Consider the following 22,464-nt stretch of genomic DNA (forward strand, 5'->3'; position numbering starts at 1 on the left):
TTATTGCTCTTCCTGAGTTGTTTCATTGGCAGTGTTCCATCCACCACCTAGCGCTTTGTACAAGTTAATTTGGCTCGCAAGATATGCTTGCTGTCCACTAATCAACTGCTGCTGCGCACCGTACCAAGTTCGCTGAGCATCAAGTACTTGTAAGTAACTGTCGGCACCTTTTTCATAGCGCATTTTGGATAAGTCATATGTTGTTTGACGGCTACTTATAAGCATATCAAGCGCTTTTAATTGCTCTTGATAACCTTCTCTATCAGCAAGCGCGTCGGCTACTTCGCGAAACGCATTTTGAATTTTTTGCTGATACGTAGCCACTGCAATTTCTTGATCGGCTCTGGCCACATCTAAATTTGCTTGGTTACGATTCATATTAAAAATAGGTAAGCTAATTGACGGTACAAAGCTCCACGTACCCGAACCCGAATCAAACAAACCACTTAAGTCACTTGAAGCCGAGCCAGCATTAGCAGTCAAACTAATACTTGGGTAAAACGCTGCTTTTGCAATTCCAATATTAGCGTTAGCTGCAAGTAGTAGATGCTCAGCCGCTTTTATATCAGGGCGCTGGGAAAGTAAGTCAGACGGTAACCCTACAGGTACCTCAGGCATACTAATCAGATTTGTTAAATCTTTAGTTGGTAGTAAATCTGCTGAAATAGGCTTACCAACTAACAAATCAAGCGCGCTTTTATCACGCTTAAGCAAACGTTTGTAGGTTGCAATGTCTACTTTTGCTGTAGCAACGGTGCTTTTAAGTTGCTCAAGTGTAATTGAAGACGTTGCCCCTAAATCAAAGCTTTTTTGCGTAAGTGAAAGTGACTCTTGCTGCGAAGTTAGTGTTTCTTTTGCAAGTTCTAGCAACTGTAAATCTGTTGCGTAGTTAAGCCATGCATTAGCTAGCTCTGAAATTAACGATACCTGCGTGCTGTATTGGCTAAGCTCTGTAGAGTATAAGTTTTGCAGTGCTTGTGCTGACTGGTTACGTACTTTTCCCCAAATATCAAGCTCATATGAGGTAATACCAACGGTTGCACTGTACTGCGAACTAATCGCCGCCTCACCTGTGCTTGATAAGTCCCCAGGTAAACGCTGGCGTGTACCAGAGGCATTTAAATCAAGTGATGGATATAATGCTGAGTCTTCAATTTGATAAAGCCCACGTACTCGCTGCACGTTAAGCACTGCTATTTGCAGGTCTTTATTATGCTCAAGACTTTGGGTAATTAATGTTTGTAATTTGTCGTCATTAAAAAACTGCTGCCAATTTAATTGCTCAGCTGAAGCCTGCCCAGTACCTGATGCAAATGCATCAGGTACTGGTAAAGCTAAATCTTTTTGTTCAGGCGCTAATTGGCAACCACTTAATACAAGTAATGTAATTGCACTTAGGCTAAAGGATTTGATGCTCATTGTGCACTCTCCTTAACAGTATCATTCTTTTTGCCAGGGAACACTTTACGCACCAACACAAAGAATAACGGTACAAATACCACCACTAGAATTGACGAAGCGAGTGTGCCACCAATGATAGAAATACCCAATGCGTTTTGTGCGCCCGACCCTGCGCTTGATGCAATGGCTAGCGGTAAAACACCACAAATAAACGCTAAAGAAGTCATTAATATTGGACGTAAACGCAAGCGCACAGCTGCAATAGCGGCATCCACTAAGCCCAAGCCTTCATCCATTTTATGAATCGCAAATTCAACAATAAGTATCGCATTTTTAGAGGCGAGCCCTATGGTTGTTAGCAAGCCTACCTGCAAGTAAATATCGTTTGATAAGCCGCCTCCAAGCGCTGCCATAATTGCACCAAATATACCCAAAGGCACAATCATCATTACTGCAAATGGTACAGACCAGCTTTCATAAAGTGCTGCTAAACATAAAAATACAAACAATAACGACAAGCCATATAACAATGGTGCCTGGCCACTACTTGAGCGCTCTTGGAATGAAATACCGGTCCACTCAGAAGCAATGCCATTTGGAAGCTGTTTAACTAAACGCTCAATTTCATCCATTGCTTGGCCTGTACTGTAACCTGGTGCAGCACTACCTTGAATTTCCATTGCTGAAAAACCATTGTAACGCTCAAGTCGAGGCGAGCCATAGGTCCAAAATGAACTAGCAAATGCTGAAAACGGCACCATGTCGCCATTATCATTACGTACATACCACTTGTTTAAATCCTCAGGTACCATGCGCGAATCGGCATCACCTTGTAGGTATACTTTTTTAACACGCCCGCGATCAATAAAGTCATTTACATAGCTACTACCCCACGCGGTGGCAAGCGTACTGTTAATATCAGATTGCGATAAACCAAGTGCTTCTGCTTTTGCTAAATCAATATCAAGTTGTAGCTCTGGCATATCTTCTTGACCATTAGGACGCACGCCAGCGAGTATTGGGCTTTGCGCAGCCATTCCTAATAACTGATTTCGTGCAGCTAGCAGTGCATCGTGCCCTAATCCTACGCGGTCTTGTAAAAATACGTTAAAGCCGTTGGCTGTACCTAGCTCTACAATTGCCGGTGGTGGGAAAGCAAATACAAATGCCTCTTTAATTGTTGAAAAATAACCCATTGCTTTACCTGCAACTGCTTGCACAGATAAACCATCACCTTGGCGTTCATCCCAGTGCTTAAAGTTAACAAAGGCAATTGCTGAGTTTTGACCAGAACCTGCAAAACTAAAACCGGTTACTGTAAAAATACCGTTTACTGCATCCGATTGGTCATTCAAAAAGTGATTTTCTACCTTTTTAACAACTTCAAGTGTTTCTTGTGTTGTAGAGCCAGCGGGTAATGAAACCTGGTTAAACAAAATACCTTGGTCTTCATCAGGTAAAAATGCTGTTGGCAAGCTTGAGAACACATAAACCATACCGCCTACAATTACACCGTAAATAAGCAAGTAGCGCTTAGATGAATGGATCATACGACTTACAAAGCTTTGAGCACCCGAGTTTGTTTTATCAAAACCACGGTTAAATCCTGTAAAAAACTTACCAAATAAAGAGTCGTTATTATGAACGTGGCTTGGTTTTAAAAGCGTTGCACATAAAGCAGGCGTTAAAATTAGCGCAACAAGTACCGATAAGCCCATAGCAGATACAAGCGTAATCGAAAATTGACGATAAATAATACCCGTGGAGCCACTAAAAAAGGCCATTGGTATAAATACCGCAGAAAGCACCATGGCAATACCTACCAGCGCGCCTTTAATCTCATCCATTGATTTACGTGTTGCTTCAAGCGCAGAGAGTTTTTCTTCACTCATTACGCGTTCAACGTTTTCTACAACAACAATTGCATCATCAACCAACAAGCCTATGGCCAGTACCATAGCAAACATAGTTAATGTATTTATTGAGTAACCAAAAGTATACAAAATCGCAAAGGTGCCCAGAAGTACAACAGGTACCGCAATAGTTGGGATAAGTGTTGCGCGAAAGTTTTGTAAAAATAAGTACATTACAACAAATACCAACACAATCGCTTCAATCAGGGTATGTACTACTTTTTCAATTGATAATGATACAAACGGTGTGGTGTCGTAAGGTACAACGACATCTAACCCTTCAGGGAAATAGGGTTTCAACTCTTCAATGGCTGCTTTTACTCCGTCAGCTGTATCAAGTGCATTAGCACCACTGGCAAGTTTAATACCTAAACCCGATGCTGGTTGGCCATCGTAACGTGCAACCACGCGGTAGCTTTCACCACCAAGTTCAACACGCGCTACATCTTCAAGGCGTACAAAAGAGCCGTCTGCATTTGTTTTTACTAAAATTTGTTCAAACTGCTCAGCAGTTTGTAGACGACTTTGCGCTGTAACGGTCGCGTTTAACTGCTGCCCTTCAATTGCGGGCATGCCACCTAATTGGCCGGCAGACACTTGCGCATTTTGCGCACTAATTGACGCGCTAATATCAGCGGGTGTTAGCTTGTAATTTTGAAGTTTGGCAGGGTCTAACCATACACGCATAGCGTATTGAGAGCCAAACAACTGTACTTCACCCACCCCTTCAACACGCGATACAATGTCTTGTACGTTTGACGAAACATAATCACCAATATCAATATTGGTCATGCTGCCATTTTTTGATACAAAACCTAAAACCATTAAAAAGTTACGTGCAGATTTAGCAACAGTAACACCTTGTCTTTGCACTTCTTCTGGTAAAAGAGGTGTGGCGGTTGCTAATTTATTTTGCACTTGTACCTGTGCAATATCAGGATCAGTTTCGGCACTAAATGAAAGTGTAAGCGTTGCTGAACCACTCGATTCAGACGTAGATGACATGTAAAGCAAGCCATCAAGCCCTTTCATTTTTTGCTCTATTACCTGCGTAACCGTATCCTCAAGCGTACGTGCAGATGCGCCTGGGTACGTTGCTGTAATACTAATTGCTGGCGGTGCAATTGACGGATACTGAGCAATTGGCAAACTTTGAATCGCCAAAATACCCGCTAGCATCACTACTATTGCCAGTACCCATGCAAAAATGGGTCTGTCGATAAAAAATCGTGACATTAAAACTCTCCGTTATTGCGCGTTGTTGGCACTAGTAGACGATTGCACTTCAGAAGCCGTGACTTGTGCCCCTGGACGAATTTTTTGTAAGCCTTCTACAATTAATTTATCGCCATCGCTTAAACCATCACTTACAAGCCAATTAGAGCCAATGGTTCTATCCACTTTTAATACGCGACTTTCTACTTTATTGTCTTTGCCTACCACCATAGCTGTTGGCTCGCCCTTATTATTTCGGCTTACACCACGCTGAGGAACTAAAATAGCATTGGCTTTAACACCCTCAACAATAGAGGCACGTGCATACATACCCGGTAATAATAATTTTTCAGGGTTAGGGAATTTAGCACGCAATGTTACAGAGCCCGTACTAGGGTCAACCGTCACCTCAGAGAACTGAAGCGTGCCTTTGTGAGAATATGCAGAGCCATCTTCCATTGTTAATTCAACATCAGTTTGGCTTTGAGCATCAATACCTAAACTGCCCGAAGCAAGTGCTTTTTTAAGCTGAGTAAGCTCGTTACTTGACTGGGTTAAATCAATATAAATTGGGTCTAATTGAGTCACTGTTGCAAGTGCGGTGCTTTGATTAGCACTTACTAATGCACCTACGGTAACGCTTGATTTACTAATTTGGCCGCTGATAGGAGAAGACACATGGCTGTAATCAAGGTTAATTTGCGCTGACTTTAACTGTGCTTTGGCCGTTAATAACTCAGCATTTGCTTGTTTTGAAGCTGCATCAGCTTCGTCAAAATCTTGTTGACTCACGGCTTTAATTTTTAAAAGCTCTTTATAGCGTGACGCTTTTGATTTAGAGCTTGCGATACTTGCCTCAGCACGGGCAACAGCCGCTTTACTTGCGGCTAAGTCTGCTTCAAAAGTAGCAGGGTCAATTTGATACAAAGCTTGGCCTTTTTTGACCTGTGTACCTTCTTCAAATAAACGAGACTGCACAATACCACTTACTTGCGGGCGAATTTCAGCAATTTGAAATGCGCTAATACGACCAGGAAGTTCTTTTTTGAGAGTAAGCGCTTGGCTTTTTAATGTAATTACACCCACTGGAACAGCTTGAGACGCTGAAGCTTGTGACTGATCAGCCGCTTTGTCACAACCAGTTAAAGCAACAGAACCAACGAGGGCTGACAATACAAATAAAGCGATGCGGGAACGCTGCATGTTAAATACCTTTTAGTTTAGAGTGAACGATCATTCTAAATTAAAATTGTCTGATAATGAATCTAAATTGAGAGAATTTTACACAAACTTACACTGATGAGGGCAATATACGTAATAGGTCGTATTTGATGTTAACGCAATGAAAACCGAAAGCCCTAAGTATGAAAATTAAACGTTCTAATATGTTGGCAGGGCTTTATATTTAAGGGACACATTTTTATCACAACAATAAAAAAGCCAAGCTTTTTAAGCTTGGCATATGTAACTTTAGCTATATATAAAAATTAAGATAGAGGAGTGTGAGTAATTGGCTCTGATATAACTCTTGATACTAATAACTGTTCTACTCTAATTCCCTCTACATCAACCACTTCAAATTTAAAACCTGAAAAAGTTAAATGCTCAGCCCGCTTAGGAATACGCTTCATGTTATAAATTAAAAAGCCTGCCACTGTTTCATAATGCATCTGCTGCGGAAACTCTTCTATATTAAGCACCTTTGCTAAATCGGTAATAGGAGTTAAACCGTCCACCAGCCAAGAGTTTGTATCACGCTGAATAATTAATTCATCTCCCTGATGCGTGATCAAATCACCCATAAACCCTTTCATTAAATCTTTTACAGTCACAATACCCACTGAAAGTGCATATTCGTTTACAACAATAGCAAACGGTTTGGCTGCACTTTTAAAGGCATTTAAGGCTTCAGATAGGCTTAATGTCTCTGGTAGGTAAAATACATCAGACTCAACAAGCTCCTGGTTTATATTTGCAGCCTCACCTTTTAATACTTGCCGTAGTATATCTTTTGATTCTACCGAGCCGAGTAACTTATCTAAATTCCCCGATACCACTAAAAAATGATTATGTGGGTGATCAATAATTTTTGTGGCTATATCGTGGCTACTTTCATTTAAATCAAAATAAACAATTTGGTCGCGCGGCGTCATTACACTTGATAAAAAACGAGCCTCTAAATCAAAAACGTTACCTATTAGCTCGTACTCTTGTTGCTGCAAGCTGCCATACTCTGCGCCTGCATCCATCATCGCGACTATATCTTCGGTGGTTACTATGTCCTCTCGCTCAGCGGGTACTTTAAATAAGCGCAGTACAAGGTTAGTTACACTATTAAAAAACATTACCAATGGAGTAAGCGCAAACGTAACCCAGCGCATAATACTTACCACCCTTACCGCAACAGCTTCGGGCAGAATCATCGCTAAACGCTTTGGCATTAAATCGGCAAACAAAATAAAAAGTGAGGTAATAGTAAAAAATGAGAATAAAAAGCTAATTTTTTCTACGTGTGCGCCCTGATAAAAAATTACGAGTACACTTTGCACATAAGGCGATAGGGCTTGCTCCCCCACGATACCGCCCAAAATAGCAATCGCATTTAATGCGATTTGGATCATGGCAAAAAAGGCTCCAGGGTTTTCTTGCAGCTTAAGTACTGCCGCCGCCTTTATATTGCCTTCATCAGCCATGACACGCAGTTTTATTTTTCGCGACGCTGCAATGGCAATTTCTGACATAGCAAACAACGCACTGATCAAGATCAACAAACTAATCCCGATTAAATCACCCATTTAACGCTCCAAAAGTTAGCGCTTTTTCAATAAAAAGCAGCTGATTATAGTCGGTTTTTTAATCGCAGCAATTTATATTTAAGCGTACTTTAAATAATTATCTAAGCTATTGAATTAAAAGCTAGTAACTATTTTTTGTAGCGTTAAATGCGGCCGAAAGTTTATCTTGTAGGCTTTGCTCCATATTTTTATTACAGGCAAAATAAAGTGAGGACTGTTTGGTATTAAGGGTTAAAACTGGTTCAAGTAATTTTAATTTAGGCTCTCGCTTTGCACGAAAGTTAAACTGCTTGTTGCTTAAGATGACAAAATCGAGAATATTGTGTCGGGTACTTATTAATTTATCTATTTTGTCTAGGCTATCAATAATAAGTAAATTTTTAGTTTCGCTAAAACCACGATCTAATAAATAATGATGGCTAAAATTGTCACGTAGTACTGCGGTTTTATACTTTTTAGCGTCGTTGAGTGTGTTTAAACGAATATTACGAGATTTAAGTGCATAGATAGCAGAGTCAAAGTTCTCTAATTCCGCAACCCAGCTAAATTTATCAGCTCTATTTGGCAATTTAACGATAGAAAAAATACACGTATTTTCATCTCGAAGCACCGCGTTATAAGACACAGCCCAACTATTAGCAGACATACTGTATTGAATATCAGTACTAGCAAGTGCTTTTCTTACTTTATCTACTGAACGGCCAGCGAGCTGACCATTTGAGTCAATGTACTGAAAATCAGGAAAAACTTCAGTCACAATAGAAATTTCAGCTGCGTTAACCCTAATACATATAAAACACAGTACGAGTAAAAACAACTTCATGCAGCTACACCTTTAACTAAAAATTGATACTAACAACTATAGCTGAGGGTAAAAGAACTGCTAGTTTTAATCTAACCCTATGCGCTGATAGGGCTAGGATTTTTACGTATCAATCTGCTACTTGTTCATCGCATTAATTAAAAATGCTGAAATTTTAGCCCCTTCGCGCAATGTTGTTTCTGAGCTTGATTGCCCCACTAATGAGCTGTCGGTAAACGGCGCGATTTCCATCATGTCTGCGCCAGTAATAGGAAACTCGTCGGCTATAGCCGATAAAATATCAAGTGCGTGTTGCGGGGTTAAACCATTCTCTTCTGGCGTGCCTGTGGCTGATGCAAACTCAGCATCAAGTGCATCTATATCAAAGCTTACGTAAACTTCGTCTACGTTATCTGCTTTTAGCTGCGCAATTACATCGGCAGCAACGGCTTTTGCACCGCGCTCTATAATTTCAGCCGCCCAATGCTGCTTTACACCAAACGTGCTTTCCCAATGCGTTTTTGGTTTACCGCTTGAACGAATACCAAATTGAATTAAATGATGTGGCGCCGGTAAAAACTCTAAAATATGTGTACACCACGAACCAAAGCATAAATCTATACCTAAACGTTCTACTAACAAATCTGTGTGCGCATCAAAATGGATAATAGCAGTACGTTTGCCTTGCTCACGCTTTGCTTTTAAATAGGCTTTAGTGAGTGGGTAGCTAATTGAATGATCGCCACCAATACCAAAGATACCTTTATCTTTAAACGTCGCGTAAAAACTATCACACACGTCTTCAGTAATAGATAGCGGGCTTACGTAGTAATCGTTGTTTTCGTCGCCATATAGCGCTTTTTGACAATTAGAAATGGTTGCATCGTTTAGGTATTTATCATGAAGTAAATGTGGGATTACACGTACATCGCCTAAATCAAATGAGTGACACTGTGGTTGTTGATCTATAAGTGCTGAACGCACAAACAGTGGTCCCCAGTTTGCACCACGCAAAATACCACCACCGCAATCTGAGCTAATGCCTAGCATAACCGCTTTATGTGGCGAGTTTGGCAATTCATTTAAAGAGTCGCGCCAAAGTGAATCTACATTCTCGGTTTGCCCATAAAGCTTATTACGAAGTGCGGCCTTGCGCTCTTTTGCGGTATTTACAGTAAATACACCATCGCCAGGAGAGCACAGGCAGTGCTCAACTTTGTTTTTAAATGCTTGAAATTGTGTGCTCATAATAAACCTCTGTAATTTATTACTGTAAAAAGCTGAATTATTTTGATTAGTTATGCAAAAAGATAAAAAATACCTAAACTTTAATTTAATTTTAATAAACCATTTTTATCGTTTTACAGACGCAGTGAAAAGGTACTAATCAAAGTTTAAATAAATCACTAATCAATTGAATTTAAATAATTTTAACTCGTTTTTTTGTCAGTAAATATTAGTGTGTTGTTGCTCTTGCCCGATACATATAGTGTCTGCATGGGCAAGTCAACAACGCCTTTTTATTTACAGGCTAAGCTATTGATTGAATATTCAAATCAGATGAATAAATCGTTGTATCTTAATATTTTTAAAAGGGATTAGCGCAAAACGGACAAACGTCCTGTACTTGGTAAACATTTATGGCAATGATGCTAGATTGACAACAAATTTTTATAAAAGGCTTAGTTATGGAAAAGGTATTTCACTTAGGATTATGCATTGACGATTTAAAAGGTGCAAAGCTTGCTATTGTACCTGGTGATCCAGATCGTGCAGCACGTATTTCTCAATTCCTAGACAACCCAACCTGCCTAGCTCAGACTCGTGAATTTCATGTTTATTTAGGCCAACTAAATGGACACTCTGTTGTAATTTGTTCAACTGGTATTGGTGGCCCATCTACATCAATCGCTGTAGAAGAATTAGCGCAACTTGGCGTGCGTAAATTTTTACGTATCGGTACTACAGGCGCTATTCAGCCACACATTAATGAAGGCGAAATTTTAATTAGCCAAGCATCTGTACGTTTAGATGGTGCAAGCCAACATTTTGCCCCACTAAGCTACCCTGCGGTATCTGACTTTTACGCAACACAAGCTATGGTTCAAGCGTGTAAAAACCTAGATATTGACTTTCATATTGGTATTACCGCATCAAGCGATACGTTCTACCCAGGGCAAGAGCGTTACGATACGCATTCTGGTTATGTACCAAAGTCATTACAAGGTAGCTGTGAAGAGTGGCAAAACCTAGGCGTGATGAACTACGAAATGGAGTCGGCTACATTATTTACCATGTGTGCAGCTCTTGGCTTACAAGCAGCGTGTGTTGCAGGCGTACTGGTTAACCGTACTCGCCAAGAAATCCCAAATGTAGACCACGGTGAAATTGAAAGAAAATCAGTAGCAGTCGTATTAGAAGCTGCAAAAGTGCTATTAGGTTAAACCCTTTTCAGCACTTTAATTAAACGTATAAAGCACAGCAATTGCTGTGCTTTATTGTTTTTGACAGGTTATTTTAACCAGAGTTCAGGTTATCTTAGCTCTGCGCTAATCACTTCTATTTCAGGTAGGTTGTCAAAGCTTGCAAGTACGGCACGTGCCACCCCACCTTGGTTTTCATGGCCTTGAGTTTCTAAAAGGGTGATTGATTTGACCGTATTACCATTAAAGCTAAGCCCCGCTAAAAACAACTGACTGAGCGCACTTTGCAGTGGCGAAAGGCTTGGGCTATAGGCTGCATTTTCTGCGTAACTACCGTAATAATCACCATCATAAAAGGTGCTAATCTTTACCGCACTAAAATTTTGGCTATAGGGTACGTATGCACTAAGTGCCATTGCTGCTAATTTTTCATCAATCTCAGAATTGGCAAACGCTTGTTGATGAGGCTTTGGATTAAACAAACTAAATTCGTTGCCTAAGTCGGTAGGCCCAAATGAATGTGGTAATAAGTCGGCCAGTTTAAAGTGTTGCTTTGGCAATAAAATATCAAACTCTTTAGCGTCGGCCAATTCATTCATAAACTGCCTGCAGTAACCACATGGCGCATCACTAATGGCTATTTTAACTATTTTTTTAGCGCCATTTAACCAAGCATTATTAATCGCCGACTGCTCTGCATGCACAACTAAGCTAAGTGCTTGATGATCAAACTCGACATTGGCACCAAAGTAAAAATTTATCTCTGCGTGCTCATCAAGTGCTTTAACAATAGCCCCCACATGAAAGTGCGAAACAGGTGCCACCGAAAACTCAGACGCCAAAGGCACTAAACCTTGTAGTAACGCATCATCAGATACATTAAATTGTGAACATAATTGTTTAATATTATTAGAGTTTAAAATGCCGCGTTGGTTTTTTAACTGACCGCGTAAAGCTTGAGTTTGCGCTACGCTTAAAGAGATGTGTGTGTTAGTAAGTGCTGTGTCTTGTTGCACAGAAAAAGTTGATGAAGCCATAACATTTTTTAATTATTCAATGGCTAAGTAGTTTAAAAGGTTAAGGTCCAAATTGCTAGACAAAAAAAGGGAACACAGCGTGTTCCCTTTTAAAATACCGATTACATTAAATTAGTGATTTACTATCACGATAATAAAATCACGTATTAACCAGTATTACGCATACCTGCCGCAATACCTGTCATGGTGATCATTAATGCATTATCAATGTCACCTTCGCTGCCTTTTTCGCTTGAACGCGCACGTCTTAATAATTCAACTTGCAATACGTTAAGCGGATCGGTGTACGGATTACGAAGTCCTATGGACTCTTTTATCCATGGTTGATCGGCTAGTAAGCTATTTTGAGGGCTAAGAGACTGTACAAGGCTAATTGCCTCTTCAAGCTCTTTACGCAAAGATACACCTAATGGTTTGTAAATGTCTTCTACTAGGGCATTATCGTAATGCTCACTTAACCAGCTGTCGGCTTTACTAAATACCATTTCTAGCATTTCTAGGCGTGCTCTGAAAAACGGCCATTGCAGGCTCATTTCATGAAGTGTTTCTAGGCCATACTTATCAAGCGCTGCTTTTAAGCCTGTTAACGCACCTAGCCATGCAGGTAGCATCAAACGGTTTTGACTCCATGCAAAAATCCAAGGAATAGCACGTAAGCTTTCAACGCCGCCATTTGGATTACGCTTAGCAGGACGTGAGCCTAATGGTAATTTAGACAGCTCAAGCTCTGGAGTGGCCATTCTAAAATAAGGTACAAAGTTTTCATCGTGACGAACTACATTACGGTAGTGCTCACATGACTCCTCACTTATTAACTTCATTACTTCACGCCACTGCGGTTTTGGCTCCGGCGGTGGTAATAAATTGCTTTGCAATACTGCACCAGCGTATATATTTAAGCTTTGTAGTGCTACATCGGGTAAACCAAACTTAAAGCGGATCATCTCACCTTGCTCAGTTACACGTAGCCCACCTTTTAAAGAACCCGGTGGTTGTGAGTGCAGTGCTTGCGCAGCGGGCGCTCCACCGCGACCTACTGTACCGCCACGGCCGTGGAATAAAACAAGCTCAATACCACGATCATCGGCAAGCTGTACAAGTTTGTCCATTGCTTCGTACTGCGCCCAACCTGCAGCCATCATGCCGGCATCTTTAGCAGAATCTGAATAACCAATCATTACATTTTGGGTATTTTTAATATGCCCGCGGTACCACACGTTATCAAGCAAGGTAGTAATTACATCGCTACCCGCATTTAAATCGTCAAGTGTTTCAAACAATGGTGCAACGGGTAAATCGAACTGACAGCCGCTTTCTTTAAGAAGTAGTTGTACAGCTAAAATATCAGAAGCGGTTCGCGCCATTGAAATAATGTATAAGCCAAATGTTTTTTCATCTTGCTTTGCAATTACATCAAAGGTGTCGAGCACTTCTTGTACGTCTGGGCTTGGTTGCCAATTTTTAGGGATTAGCGGACGACGAGAATTAAGCTCAGTAAGCAAAAATGCTTGCTTGTCTTGCTCTTGCCATTGGTTGTAGTCACCTAAGCCTAAATGACGTGTTAGCTCTGAAAATACATCGCTGTGACGGTCTGAGTCTTGGCGTACATCAAGTTTAGCCAAACGCAGGCCAAAGCTGTTAATACGGTGCAGTAAATCAAGTAATAAGCCATCAGCAACTACTTTCATATTGCATTTTAATAGCGAGCGGTAACATACTTCTATTGGGTGTTTAATTTGATTAATATCAGTAATTAAGTCTTGTGAATCACTGCGCTTGTTTTTAATTTTAGCGCCCAAGTGAGCCACTGTTTCAGCAACTTGATTTTTCAGCTTTTTAATTACAGCACGGTACGGTTCAAACTCTTGTCCTGCAAGTTCAATAAGCTCATCGCTTGCATCAGACATAGACAGTTCAGCGCACAATGTTTTTAAGTCTTGAATGTAAAGATTAAGTGCCATCCAACGGCCATGGTCAAGCACTTGTGTGGTCACTTGCGCGGTAACAAACGGGTTACCGTCACGGTCGCCACCCATCCAAGAAGTAAACTCAATAGGGCTATAATCAATAGGTAGCTCTAAGCTTAAATGCTCTTTTACTTGATCTGAAAATTCACGTAAAAAACGCGGCACAGCGTGCCACAAGCTATTTTCAATGACTGCGTAGCCCCATTTAGCTTCATCAATTGGCGTAGGGCGTGAACGACGAATGTCGTCTGTGTGCCACGCTTGGCTAATAAGCTGCGCAATACGATTTAAAATAGCGGTGCGTTCTTGCTCTAAATTATCTTTTCGCTCAAGCGACGCTAAACATTCACTTAATTCAACTTGTTTGTTGATCATTGTTCGGCGCGTCACCTCAGTTGGGTGAGCAGTTAATACTAAATTTATGTGGAGTTTTGAGAGTGTTTCGGCCAGATGATTACTGTCTAATTGGCCTTCTTTTGCTTTTGCAGTTAACGTTTTTAATGTTTGAGTGAGAGGGTTTAGTTGGCAAAAGCCAACATCATTAAAACGCGACACAGTATGAAACTGCTCTGCTACATTAGCTAAATTTAAAAAATGATTAAATGAACGGGCAACCGGTAAAAGCTCTTCATCACTAAGCGCATGCAGTACCTCAATTAGCGCTTGTCTGTCGTCTTCATTACCACTGCGAGATGACTTTGATAAAGCGCGAATTTCTTCTACTTTATCTAAAATCGCTTGGCCTTGGGCGTCCTTAATTGTTTGTCCTAATAACTGCCCTAGTAAATTAACATTTCCTCGCAAGGCGGCATATTGTTCACTCATTTCTCAGTCTCCTTTGTTTCGTGGAGTGCTATTAATATCATTATGAGCGCATATTTAATAGATCCATTTGCAATGGTATGTCGTAAAAAAGTATATGAAAAATAAACGTTAAGCTATTTTATGATCATTTTTTACGATGGTAATTGCCCATTATGTAGCACCGAAATGACTAAACTTAAACAGGCTGATACCGCTAACAACATCAAACTTGAAGACCTAAATGCGCCCGATTTTAATGAGCGTTATTCATATGTTGATAAAGATAAAGCAATGACTCATTTACAAGCACAAACAAATTCTGGTGAAATGATATATGGCCTTGATGTTACTTACCAAGCATGGAAAACGGTTGGCAAATATACATGGTTGAAAATTTTTCGCTTGCCAGTAATTCGTTTTTTCGCAGACTGCGGATATTTATTCTTTGCAAGGTACAGGCACTCGCTTAGCCGTTTATTAATGCCTAATACTCAGTGCACTAACGGCCAATGCCGTATTAAATCGAAAGGTGCTAAATGAACACGATTGTTTTATTTGGCGCAAGCAGCGCCATAGCAAATGCATATATAGAGCATCTACAAATAAACACGCCTACTCACCAAGTCGTTTGTATTAGTTCAAAAAGTATTGAATCTGAGGGAAGCATTGTTCATTTTCAAACCGATTACACAACACAAAGCCTAGCGCGCGTAACTGTCTATTTAAAAGAGCAAAATGCTAATATACAACAAGTTGTTATATTTAACGGTACGCTGCATAACAAAACCCACATGCCTGAAAAAAAACTTGAAGATATAGACGCTGAGTATTTCAACCAACTTCTAAACTCAAACACGCTAACCCCTCTGCTTTGCCTGCAAAGTATTTTGCCACTTTTAACACACAAAACGCAGTGCACTATTACCGCACTTAGTGCGCGTGTAGGCAGCATTAACGACAACAAATTAGGCGGTTGGTATACGTACCGCGCCTCTAAATCAGCACTTAACATGCTATTTAAAACAGCAGCAGTTGAGCTTGCACGTCGCGCTAAAAATACTAAGCTCGTTTTATTTCACCCGGGAACTACTGATACAGCGCTTTCAAAGCCATTTCAAAAAAATGTACCCGCAGGAAAACTTTTTACAGCTGAATTTGTAGCAAAACAACTTTTTACACTTACGTTTAATAACCCCCATTTAGAACTCAATGGTGAACCGGCCTATTTAGATTGGCAAGGGGACACCATACCGTGGTAAGGACCTTTAATGCATTTTACTAAAGAGCGCATAAACGCACTTGAAAAACACACCCGTACTCATTTAATTAACTCGCTTTCGGGTTTTAAAAGCGCCAACTTAATTGGCACGCAAGATAAACAAGGCAACACTAATCTTGCCATTGTTAGTTCGGTCATTCACTTAGGCGCTCACCCACCGCTAGTAGGTATGATAATGCGCCCCAATAGTGTGCCGCGCCATACATTTGAAAACATAATCGACACCGGTAGTTACACTATTAATCAAGTTAACAAAGCAATTTATAAACAAGCGCACCAGACATCGGCTCGATATGATAAAAGCGAATCGGAATTTGATGCGACCGGTTTAACGCCAGAATACCTAAATGAATTCACAGCCCCATTTGTGCAAGAGTCGCGATTAAAATATGCGGTAAATTACGTTGAGCACCAACACTTAGCTGTAAATGGTACAGAGCTTGTTATAGGTGAAATTACAGATGTGTACTTAGACGAGATAGCACTTCAAAGTGATGGTTTTTTAGATTTACAAGCTATTGATACTGTGGCTGTAACCGGGCTTGATAGTTATCATACGAGTAATAAATTAATGCGCCTGCCTTATGCAAAAAAACCTTAGCGTGCATGTTGTCGCATTATATTGAATTACCTTTTCACATTGCGCACAATGCCTAAAAACCAAGGAGATATTTATGGCCACACTAGGCGTTGGTACGCAAACAAGTGAACAAGCACTAGCAAGTTTAAGTAATATGACTTGCAAGGTAACACCCACACAAGTAGATGAATATTTACAGCGTATTGCTAAAGCTCAAGCTTATATGCAAGCAAATAATATTGATGCTATTTATTTAAACGCAGGGTCAAACCTCACCTATTTTACAGGCATGAAATGGTACGCCAGTGAGCGTATGGTTGGGGCTATTTTACCTGCTATAGGCGACGTACAATACATTGCCCCTTATTTTGAAATAGGCACACTAAACGGTTTTAAAGTGATTGAAGGTCCTATTCATGGGTGGCAAGAACACGAAAACCCTTATGCACTCTTTGTTAGCGTATTAAAGCAACTAAACATTAATGACAATGCCACCATAGGCATTGATGAAAGTGCGCAGTTTTTTATATTTGATGGTATTAACAAAGCGCAAAAGGGCTTAAATATAATCAATGCACAAAGCGTTACTGCACATTGTAGAATGCATAAATCGGTAAACGAATTATCGCTTATGCAATGCGCAATGGACATGACCTTAGCTGTACACCAAGCAACCGCCAGTATGCTTTATGAAGGTATTACCACCACAGAAGTAGAAGCCTTTATTAAAAAAGCACATCAAAAAGTAGGTGCTCCAGGTAACTATTTTTGTATTGTTTTATTTGGTGTTGCAACGTCTTTTCCGCACGGTGTTAAAGACCCTCAAGTCCTTAAAAAAGGCGATATGGTACTAATTGATACCGGCTGTAAAGTACACGATTACCTATCGGACATAACCCGCACCTATGTATTTGGCGAACCAACAATGCGCCAACGCATGTTTTGGGATCATGAAAAAGCAGCGCAACTCGCCGCGTTTAATGCCGCTAAAATTGGTGCTACGTGCGAAGACGTAGACGCTGGCGCACGTACTTATTTAGCGGCTCAAGGTTTAGGCCCGCAGTATCAAACACCCGGTTGCCCGCATCGTACTGGCCATGGTATTGGCTTAGATATTCACGAGTGGCCTTATCTAGTCGGTGGAGACAAAACCCCACTTGCACCTGGCATGTGTTTTAGTAACGAGCCAATGCTAGTTATACCTGATGAGTTTGGCGTACGTTTAGAGGATCACTTTTATATGACCGACAACGGACCGCATTGGTTTACACAGCCAAGTTATAGTATTGACGACCCGTTTGGGCTAAACGCTTAAACCCTTTAATAAAGAGCAGCCATTAGCTGCTCTTTTTAGTTTAAGGATTGATAATACATACTTCATCCCAATATCCCTTTTATACCAAAGCAATCCGCAAAAGGATGAATATGAAAAACTTTAAAATTGATATCGTGTCAGACGTAATGTGCCCATGGTGCGTGGTAGGTTATAAAAACCTAGAAACTGCACTAGAGCAACTTAACGACGAAATGAGTGCAGATATTACGTGGCATCCTTTTGAACTAAATCCAGATATGCCACTTGAAGGTCAAGACTTAAACGAACACTTAATGCAAAAGTATAACCTAAGTGAAGAGCAAGGCGACGAAAATCGTAAAAACATGTTCGAAGCAGGTCAACGTGCTGGATTCACCTTTAATTTTGATGGCAAACGCATCATGATCAACAGCTTTGATTTACACCGCTTACTTACTTGGGCGCGCGAACAAGGTAAACAAACGCAGTTAAAACTCGCTTTTTTTGAAGCGCACTTCACCGATTTAAAATACTTAAATCAAGAAGAAACATTGCTTGATGTAGTGGCAAGTGTTGGCCTTAATAAAGAACTGGCGCGTAGTATTTTACACTCAGATAAATACGTTCAAACAGTACGCCAAGAGCAAGACCGCTTTAAACAACTCGGTATTACCTCAGTCCCTACATTTATTATCAACGATAAATATGCAATCAGTGGCGGACAACCAAGCGATTCGTTTATTCAAGCACTAAAACAAATTAGTGAAGAAGAAGCCAAACAAGAAGTTTAGTTATTAGCTTTATAAATAAAATTGGCTAAGTATTTCAACAATAAAACGCCCGCTAATTAATAGTGGGCGTTTTTTTACAATCCTCTATAACTAACAACATTTAAACTTAATTTCTAATTATAGAGATGAGCAGCCCAATGCTTCCTCCTGATATAACGAACTTCAACAGTTCTCTATTTCTTCGTTTAACTATTTTGGCATGTAACTTGTACCGCTTGATCAAGTAATCCATTACACAAAACATCGGCAATAACATGCCGTCTATAAACAACACCAAAACCATCCTCAAAACTATAATAGGTATGGTTACCTGTCTAATCATATAGGGAACGTATAATGTTAAATATTGATACTACACTAAGCGTCTCTTCGCTAAATAAACTACAAATCCGTAATTTAAATGAAACTGAAATATCTGATTTTGCAGACATTTTAAAGCAAGCAAATGAAGACTTGAATACCCCAAAAGCATTTTTAAAGTCACTCACCACTGATGAACTACAACTCGTAAAAAAAGCCAATAGCCTCGCCTCTACTATTAATGTTGATTCATTAAGTGCCGAAGGTGCTCAAAATCTATTAAGCCAACCTGATGGCTCAGATTTGGTTGATTTAAATAATGATGGCATCGTTGAAATAGGTGAGTCTAGAAGTATACATTTTCCTCCTGTTAATGCGCCTTTGCATGTAAAAACAGCATGGAATAAAGCAACAGAGGGTTTGGATTGGGCCGAAAAAGCAAGAATTGAACTAACACTGCATTCTATGGTGTATGGATTCAATATTAACGGCTCAGGTACAAAAGAAGCACTTGCACCGGAGGAGCAATGGAACAAAACTAATATTGATGCGCTCTCTGAGTATGCTTATTCGAATTTGGAATTTAGAGTAAATTTAGAAGGTTGGAGCGATTACAATAAACAGCTCAACGATGTTTACGATAAATTTTTTACTTCTATTTTGCAACATAACACTAATGCCTCACTGTCGGAGTTTGACGTTTCAAAGTAACAACCCATTCATCAGAGGAAACGATGTCATGTAAATCAATGGCTACGGTGATTTGTGTAGATAGTTATGGACGCCCTAATAATATTAAAGTTATTAACGCTGAACCTGAGCAAGTATTCAATAGTGAAGCCAAACACGCCTTATCAAAATGGCAATACTCACCTAAGGTTGTTAATGGTATTACTTTACCTGACAAAAACTTAGAAATGACAATTGAGTTTAACTTGGATAATTAATAATCGGGTAAGCTTATATATTGAAGGCTGCAGTGTGCAGCCTTTTGAGTATTTGTCAGCAAGCTTATTAAGTACGATAAAGTACTTTAATTACATGCCAACCAAATTTAGTTTTAACTAGGTGTGGCTCTAAAATTGCGCCATTAAAGGCTATTTTGTCAAACTGCGGAACCATTTGACCGCGTCTAAATTCACCTAAGTCGCCACCTTTTTTACCCGAGGGGCACGACGAGTATTTTTTAGCTAAGGTTTGAAACTTTGCACCTTTACCTAATTGCTTAATAATGTCTTCTGCTATTTCTTTGTGTTTAACCAATATGTGGAGTGCGTGTGCTGTACTTGCCATTTCAAAACCCTGATAATTTAAAACGCGGCGATTTTAGCACAGCCACCTAAACCTAGCATCTACTTATAGCTAAGTTAACTTAGCCAATTATAAATAATGTTTTGCATCATCTGGGTTAGGTATTCTGCAAAAGTTGTACTTGCCAAATAAGCTATAACGGTTTAAAGCAATTTTATCGTACAGCCAATTATTAAAGGTATTTGGCAAAATACTAAAGACGTTTGCTAGCTTGTATGGGAAACCTAGCTGCTTTACTACTTCAAAAAAAGCATGGCTTTGCGTGTACGCTTTGCCGTTTTGTAGGTAAACCATTGAGGCGTATTGTGTGGTTGAAAAACCAAAGTGAGTTAATAACCGTGCACCTTTTGGGGATTGCACGCTGCATAGTTTAAAAATAACATTGGCATCGTTACTAGTGCCTGTTGACCTTTCAGGATTAAAATTTGTTCAACCTAGGGGCCATTTAATCGCGGCGCGAGGTTTGTAACCTAGTGGGCTAAGTAAAAACCGAGCAACAAAGAGTAAATGACCCCTAGGCAGAACCCTTTCGGGCAGCGCCTGTTTGGCATTTATGCTACGTTATCGCCTATTTATGGGGAACAACACACTACATAGGCTCTGCCTTGCCTAATTACCAAACAGACTGCTGCAAATTTAACCTCGAAAGATAAACAGGCCCTAATAATAAAATTACACCACGCACTACATAATTTGCACTGTGCATCGAATAATATAATTTTTTGATTACGCATTAATGTAGCCGCATCATCACTCATTTTATATCCTTTAAGCGGTTACTGCTGAACCGGCTTTTTTTGTAACTTACGCTGCAATGTGCGCCTATGCATATTAAGTTGCCGCGCAGTGGCCGACACATTACCGTTATTACTATGTAGCACTTGCTGAATATGCTCCCACTCTAAACGCTCTGGCGACATAACCGGTGTTACAATACTGCTCACATTTTGTGTATTTAAATCTGCCTTTAGGGCCTTTAATAGCGTTGCCATATCAACGGGTTTAGTAAGGTAGTCGTCAGCGCCTAAACGCATGGCTTCAACTGCGGTGGCTATGCTTGCAAATCCGGTTAGTAATACAATATGTGCCTGCGCTAATAAGCTGCGAAGTGGCTTAATTAAGCCAAGGCCGTTATCGTCACCCAATTTCATATCGAGCAAAATAAAATCTGGTAAGTGTTTACGCGCACAAAGTAATGCATCACTTTGATTATGCGCCACCTCACAACTAAAACCTTGTTTTGTTAAACGCCTAGCGAGTGTGCTAGCTAGGTTTATATCGTCTTCAATTATAAGTAATTTCATGTATGTGACTGCTCATTATTTACTATGGCTAATTTTACTTTAGCAACCGCCCCGCCACCCGCATGATTATACAAAGTTAGCGAGCCATTAAGGCGCTCAAACGTTACATTGGAAAGTAAAACCGCAAGCCCCATACCTTGGCTACTAGGCATAAGTTGCCCGCCAAGCTCTGCTAACTGGGAGTCAGTAAAGCCACTGCCAAAATCACGAATTAGCAGATATACACATTCACTATGTTGGTTATTTTGCTGCCAGCTTAACTCTAACTGGGTTTGGTTATTTTTTTGATTAGCAATGCATGCATTTTGTAGCAAATTGAGAATGGCAGGTAATAGCATTGCATCACTTTTTAAGGTGGCTGCTATCGGCTCACTTAACCAATTTATGTGCTGATCAGGGTATTGCAGCAATAACGTATCGGTGATCTGTGTTTGCAGCTGGTTAACTGTAATATGTTCGGTAATATTTTTATTACGAAGCTGAGCAGAGAGCTTTCTAAAGTCATTTAATTGCGTAGCACATTGTTTAAGTGGCGTTTGCATTTGACGAGCGACAGGGTTATTTGGCTGCTCTTCTAATAGCTCTTCAAATAACAATTGTAGGTTAGCGATAGGTGTCGCGAGTTGATGGGTTATTTGCGCTGCCGCGCCATCTAGGCTTACCAGTTGCTCGTTGCGTAATTGTTTTTCGCGAGCTTTGGCTATAGTACGTTCGCGCTCTTTAAGTGCTCTATTCATAGCGCCAATTACTAAAGCAATAACACTTGCGCTTAAAACAAAGTTTATCCACATACCAATAAAGTGCTCGCTCATGTTCATTTGATGCATACTATGATCGGGCATTCTAATTAATAAAAAACTGTACGCAGCAATAGCAAGCACAGCAATATAAGCCAGCCCTTTTTCACGTAATGTGATTGCTGCAATCATTATTGGCAGTAATAGTAGTGATACAAAAGCATTGGTAGCGCCACCGCTTAGCGAGAGCAAAATAGTTAAAAATACAACGTCAGCAGTGAGCTGCATTAACATACCTACAGGGCGAGCTTGGCTCACATTTCGATATGCAAATACACTCGCACTTTGAAAGATCGCCTCTATTGCAATAACGACTAATAAAGATAATAAAGCGATTTGATGGTTTAATAAAAAATAAGCACTTAGCACGGCAATTAGCTGCACAGCAATAGCGCCGCTGCGTAACATTAAAAGACGACGGATAGTGGGATCGGTTTGCATAAACAAGGTG

At 40.2% G+C, this 22,464-nt stretch carries 19 protein-coding genes and 2 pseudogenes; 8 read left to right on the top strand and 13 right to left on the bottom strand.

Annotation, left to right across the window (positions count from 1 at the left end; all coding sequences use genetic code 11):
* The 6 genes from J8L73_RS08230 to J8L73_RS08255 all read right to left on the bottom strand — a co-directional run bounded on the left by J8L73_RS08230 (window position 1) and on the right by J8L73_RS08255 (window position 9,374).
* The gene (locus J8L73_RS08230) at window positions 1-1,419 is read right to left on the bottom strand and encodes an efflux transporter outer membrane subunit (protein WP_211016104.1); all 1,419 of its coding nucleotides are present in this window, start codon (window positions 1,417-1,419) and stop codon (window positions 1-3) included.
* Window positions 1,416-4,550 carry an efflux RND transporter permease subunit gene (locus J8L73_RS08235; protein WP_211016105.1) on the bottom strand — a complete coding sequence of 1,045 codons (3,135 nt, stop codon included), beginning with the start codon at window positions 4,548-4,550 and terminating at the stop codon, window positions 1,416-1,418. Before J8L73_RS08235 ends, J8L73_RS08230 begins: the two co-directional genes overlap by 4 nt.
* Before the next feature lie 12 nt (window positions 4,551-4,562).
* Window positions 4,563-5,732, bottom strand: a complete 1,170-nt coding sequence (locus J8L73_RS08240; protein ID WP_211016107.1) for an efflux RND transporter periplasmic adaptor subunit — start codon at window positions 5,730-5,732, stop codon at window positions 4,563-4,565.
* A 284-nt stretch (window positions 5,733-6,016) separates the two neighbouring features.
* Window positions 6,017-7,324 carry a hemolysin family protein gene (locus J8L73_RS08245; protein ID WP_211016109.1) on the bottom strand — a complete coding sequence of 436 codons (1,308 nt, stop codon included), beginning with the start codon at window positions 7,322-7,324 and terminating at the stop codon, window positions 6,017-6,019.
* A gap of 121 nt (window positions 7,325-7,445) precedes the next feature.
* The gene (locus tag J8L73_RS08250) at window positions 7,446-8,147 is read right to left on the bottom strand and encodes a transporter substrate-binding domain-containing protein (protein ID WP_210999725.1); all 702 of its coding nucleotides are present in this window, start codon (window positions 8,145-8,147) and stop codon (window positions 7,446-7,448) included.
* Window positions 8,148-8,264: 117 nt separating this feature from the next.
* Entirely contained in the window at window positions 8,265-9,374 is a 1,110-nt protein-coding gene (locus J8L73_RS08255; RefSeq protein WP_211016111.1) for an arginase family protein, read from the bottom strand.
* A 440-nt stretch (window positions 9,375-9,814) separates the two neighbouring features.
* Between J8L73_RS08255 and udp the strand changes: the two genes are divergently transcribed.
* The gene (udp, locus tag J8L73_RS08260; RefSeq protein ID WP_210999727.1) at window positions 9,815-10,570 is read left to right on the top strand and encodes a uridine phosphorylase; all 756 of its coding nucleotides are present in this window, start codon (window positions 9,815-9,817) and stop codon (window positions 10,568-10,570) included.
* Window positions 10,571-10,659: 89 nt separating this feature from the next.
* Here udp and cdd read toward each other — a convergent pair whose 3' ends face one another.
* Together cdd and ppc are read right to left on the bottom strand one after the other, a co-directional pair.
* Window positions 10,660-11,586, bottom strand: coding sequence for a cytidine deaminase (gene cdd / locus J8L73_RS08265; RefSeq protein ID WP_211016113.1), 927 nt, complete (start codon window positions 11,584-11,586; stop codon window positions 10,660-10,662).
* 146 nt (window positions 11,587-11,732) lie between these two features.
* Window positions 11,733-14,378: a phosphoenolpyruvate carboxylase gene (gene ppc, locus J8L73_RS08270; RefSeq protein ID WP_211016115.1), complete on the bottom strand. Its 2,646-nt coding sequence runs from the start codon at window positions 14,376-14,378 to the stop codon at window positions 11,733-11,735.
* 120 nt (window positions 14,379-14,498) lie between these two features.
* Between ppc and J8L73_RS08275 the strand changes: the two genes are divergently transcribed.
* The 7 genes from J8L73_RS08275 (at window position 14,499) to J8L73_RS08305 (ending at window position 19,548) form a co-directional block, all read left to right on the top strand.
* Window positions 14,499-14,897, top strand: a complete 399-nt coding sequence (locus J8L73_RS08275; RefSeq protein ID WP_210999730.1) for a DUF393 domain-containing protein — start codon at window positions 14,499-14,501, stop codon at window positions 14,895-14,897.
* Window positions 14,894-15,616, top strand: coding sequence for an SDR family NAD(P)-dependent oxidoreductase (locus J8L73_RS08280; RefSeq protein ID WP_211016117.1), 723 nt, complete (start codon window positions 14,894-14,896; stop codon window positions 15,614-15,616). Before J8L73_RS08275 ends, J8L73_RS08280 begins: the two co-directional genes overlap by 4 nt.
* A gap of 9 nt (window positions 15,617-15,625) precedes the next feature.
* Window positions 15,626-16,237, top strand: coding sequence for a flavin reductase (locus J8L73_RS08285; RefSeq protein ID WP_211016119.1), 612 nt, complete (start codon window positions 15,626-15,628; stop codon window positions 16,235-16,237).
* A gap of 73 nt (window positions 16,238-16,310) precedes the next feature.
* Window positions 16,311-17,531 (top strand): Xaa-Pro peptidase family protein, encoded by a 1,221-nt coding sequence (locus J8L73_RS08290; protein WP_211016128.1) that lies wholly within the window; start codon window positions 16,311-16,313, stop codon window positions 17,529-17,531.
* Window positions 17,532-17,641: 110 nt separating this feature from the next.
* Window positions 17,642-18,301, top strand: a complete 660-nt coding sequence (locus J8L73_RS08295) for a DsbA family oxidoreductase (RefSeq protein ID WP_211016130.1) — start codon at window positions 17,642-17,644, stop codon at window positions 18,299-18,301.
* A 336-nt stretch (window positions 18,302-18,637) separates the two neighbouring features.
* Complete coding sequence (locus tag J8L73_RS08300) at window positions 18,638-19,312, top strand: hypothetical protein (protein ID WP_211016132.1); 675 nt, start codon at window positions 18,638-18,640, stop codon at window positions 19,310-19,312.
* A gap of 23 nt (window positions 19,313-19,335) precedes the next feature.
* The gene (locus J8L73_RS08305) at window positions 19,336-19,548 is read left to right on the top strand and encodes a TonB family protein (protein WP_210999736.1); all 213 of its coding nucleotides are present in this window, start codon (window positions 19,336-19,338) and stop codon (window positions 19,546-19,548) included.
* Window positions 19,549-19,615: 67 nt separating this feature from the next.
* Here J8L73_RS08305 and J8L73_RS08310 read toward each other — a convergent pair whose 3' ends face one another.
* The 5 genes and pseudogenes from J8L73_RS08310 to J8L73_RS08325 all read right to left on the bottom strand — a co-directional run bounded on the left by J8L73_RS08310 (window position 19,616) and on the right by J8L73_RS08325 (window position 22,454).
* The gene (locus tag J8L73_RS08310; protein ID WP_004588770.1) at window positions 19,616-19,894 is read right to left on the bottom strand and encodes a peptidylprolyl isomerase; all 279 of its coding nucleotides are present in this window, start codon (window positions 19,892-19,894) and stop codon (window positions 19,616-19,618) included.
* An 87-nt stretch (window positions 19,895-19,981) separates the two neighbouring features.
* Window positions 19,982-20,308: pseudogene (locus J8L73_RS08315) on the bottom strand (DCC1-like thiol-disulfide oxidoreductase family protein); the annotation flags it as partial.
* A gap of 266 nt (window positions 20,309-20,574) precedes the next feature.
* A pseudogene (locus J8L73_RS19285) lies at window positions 20,575-20,670 on the bottom strand (thiol-disulfide oxidoreductase); the annotation flags it as partial.
* A gap of 18 nt (window positions 20,671-20,688) precedes the next feature.
* Window positions 20,689-21,216, bottom strand: a complete 528-nt coding sequence (locus tag J8L73_RS08320; RefSeq protein WP_211016134.1) for a response regulator — start codon at window positions 21,214-21,216, stop codon at window positions 20,689-20,691.
* On the bottom strand, window positions 21,213-22,454 hold the full coding sequence (locus J8L73_RS08325) for an ATP-binding protein (protein WP_211016347.1): 1,242 nt from the start codon (window positions 22,452-22,454) through the stop codon (window positions 21,213-21,215). The genes J8L73_RS08320 and J8L73_RS08325 overlap by 4 nt, the downstream gene beginning before the upstream one ends.
* Window positions 22,455-22,464 lie beyond the last annotated feature (10 nt).

It is taken from the genome of Pseudoalteromonas sp. MMG006 (genome assembly GCF_018101025.1).
GTDB lineage: Bacteria > Pseudomonadota > Gammaproteobacteria > Enterobacterales > Alteromonadaceae > Pseudoalteromonas.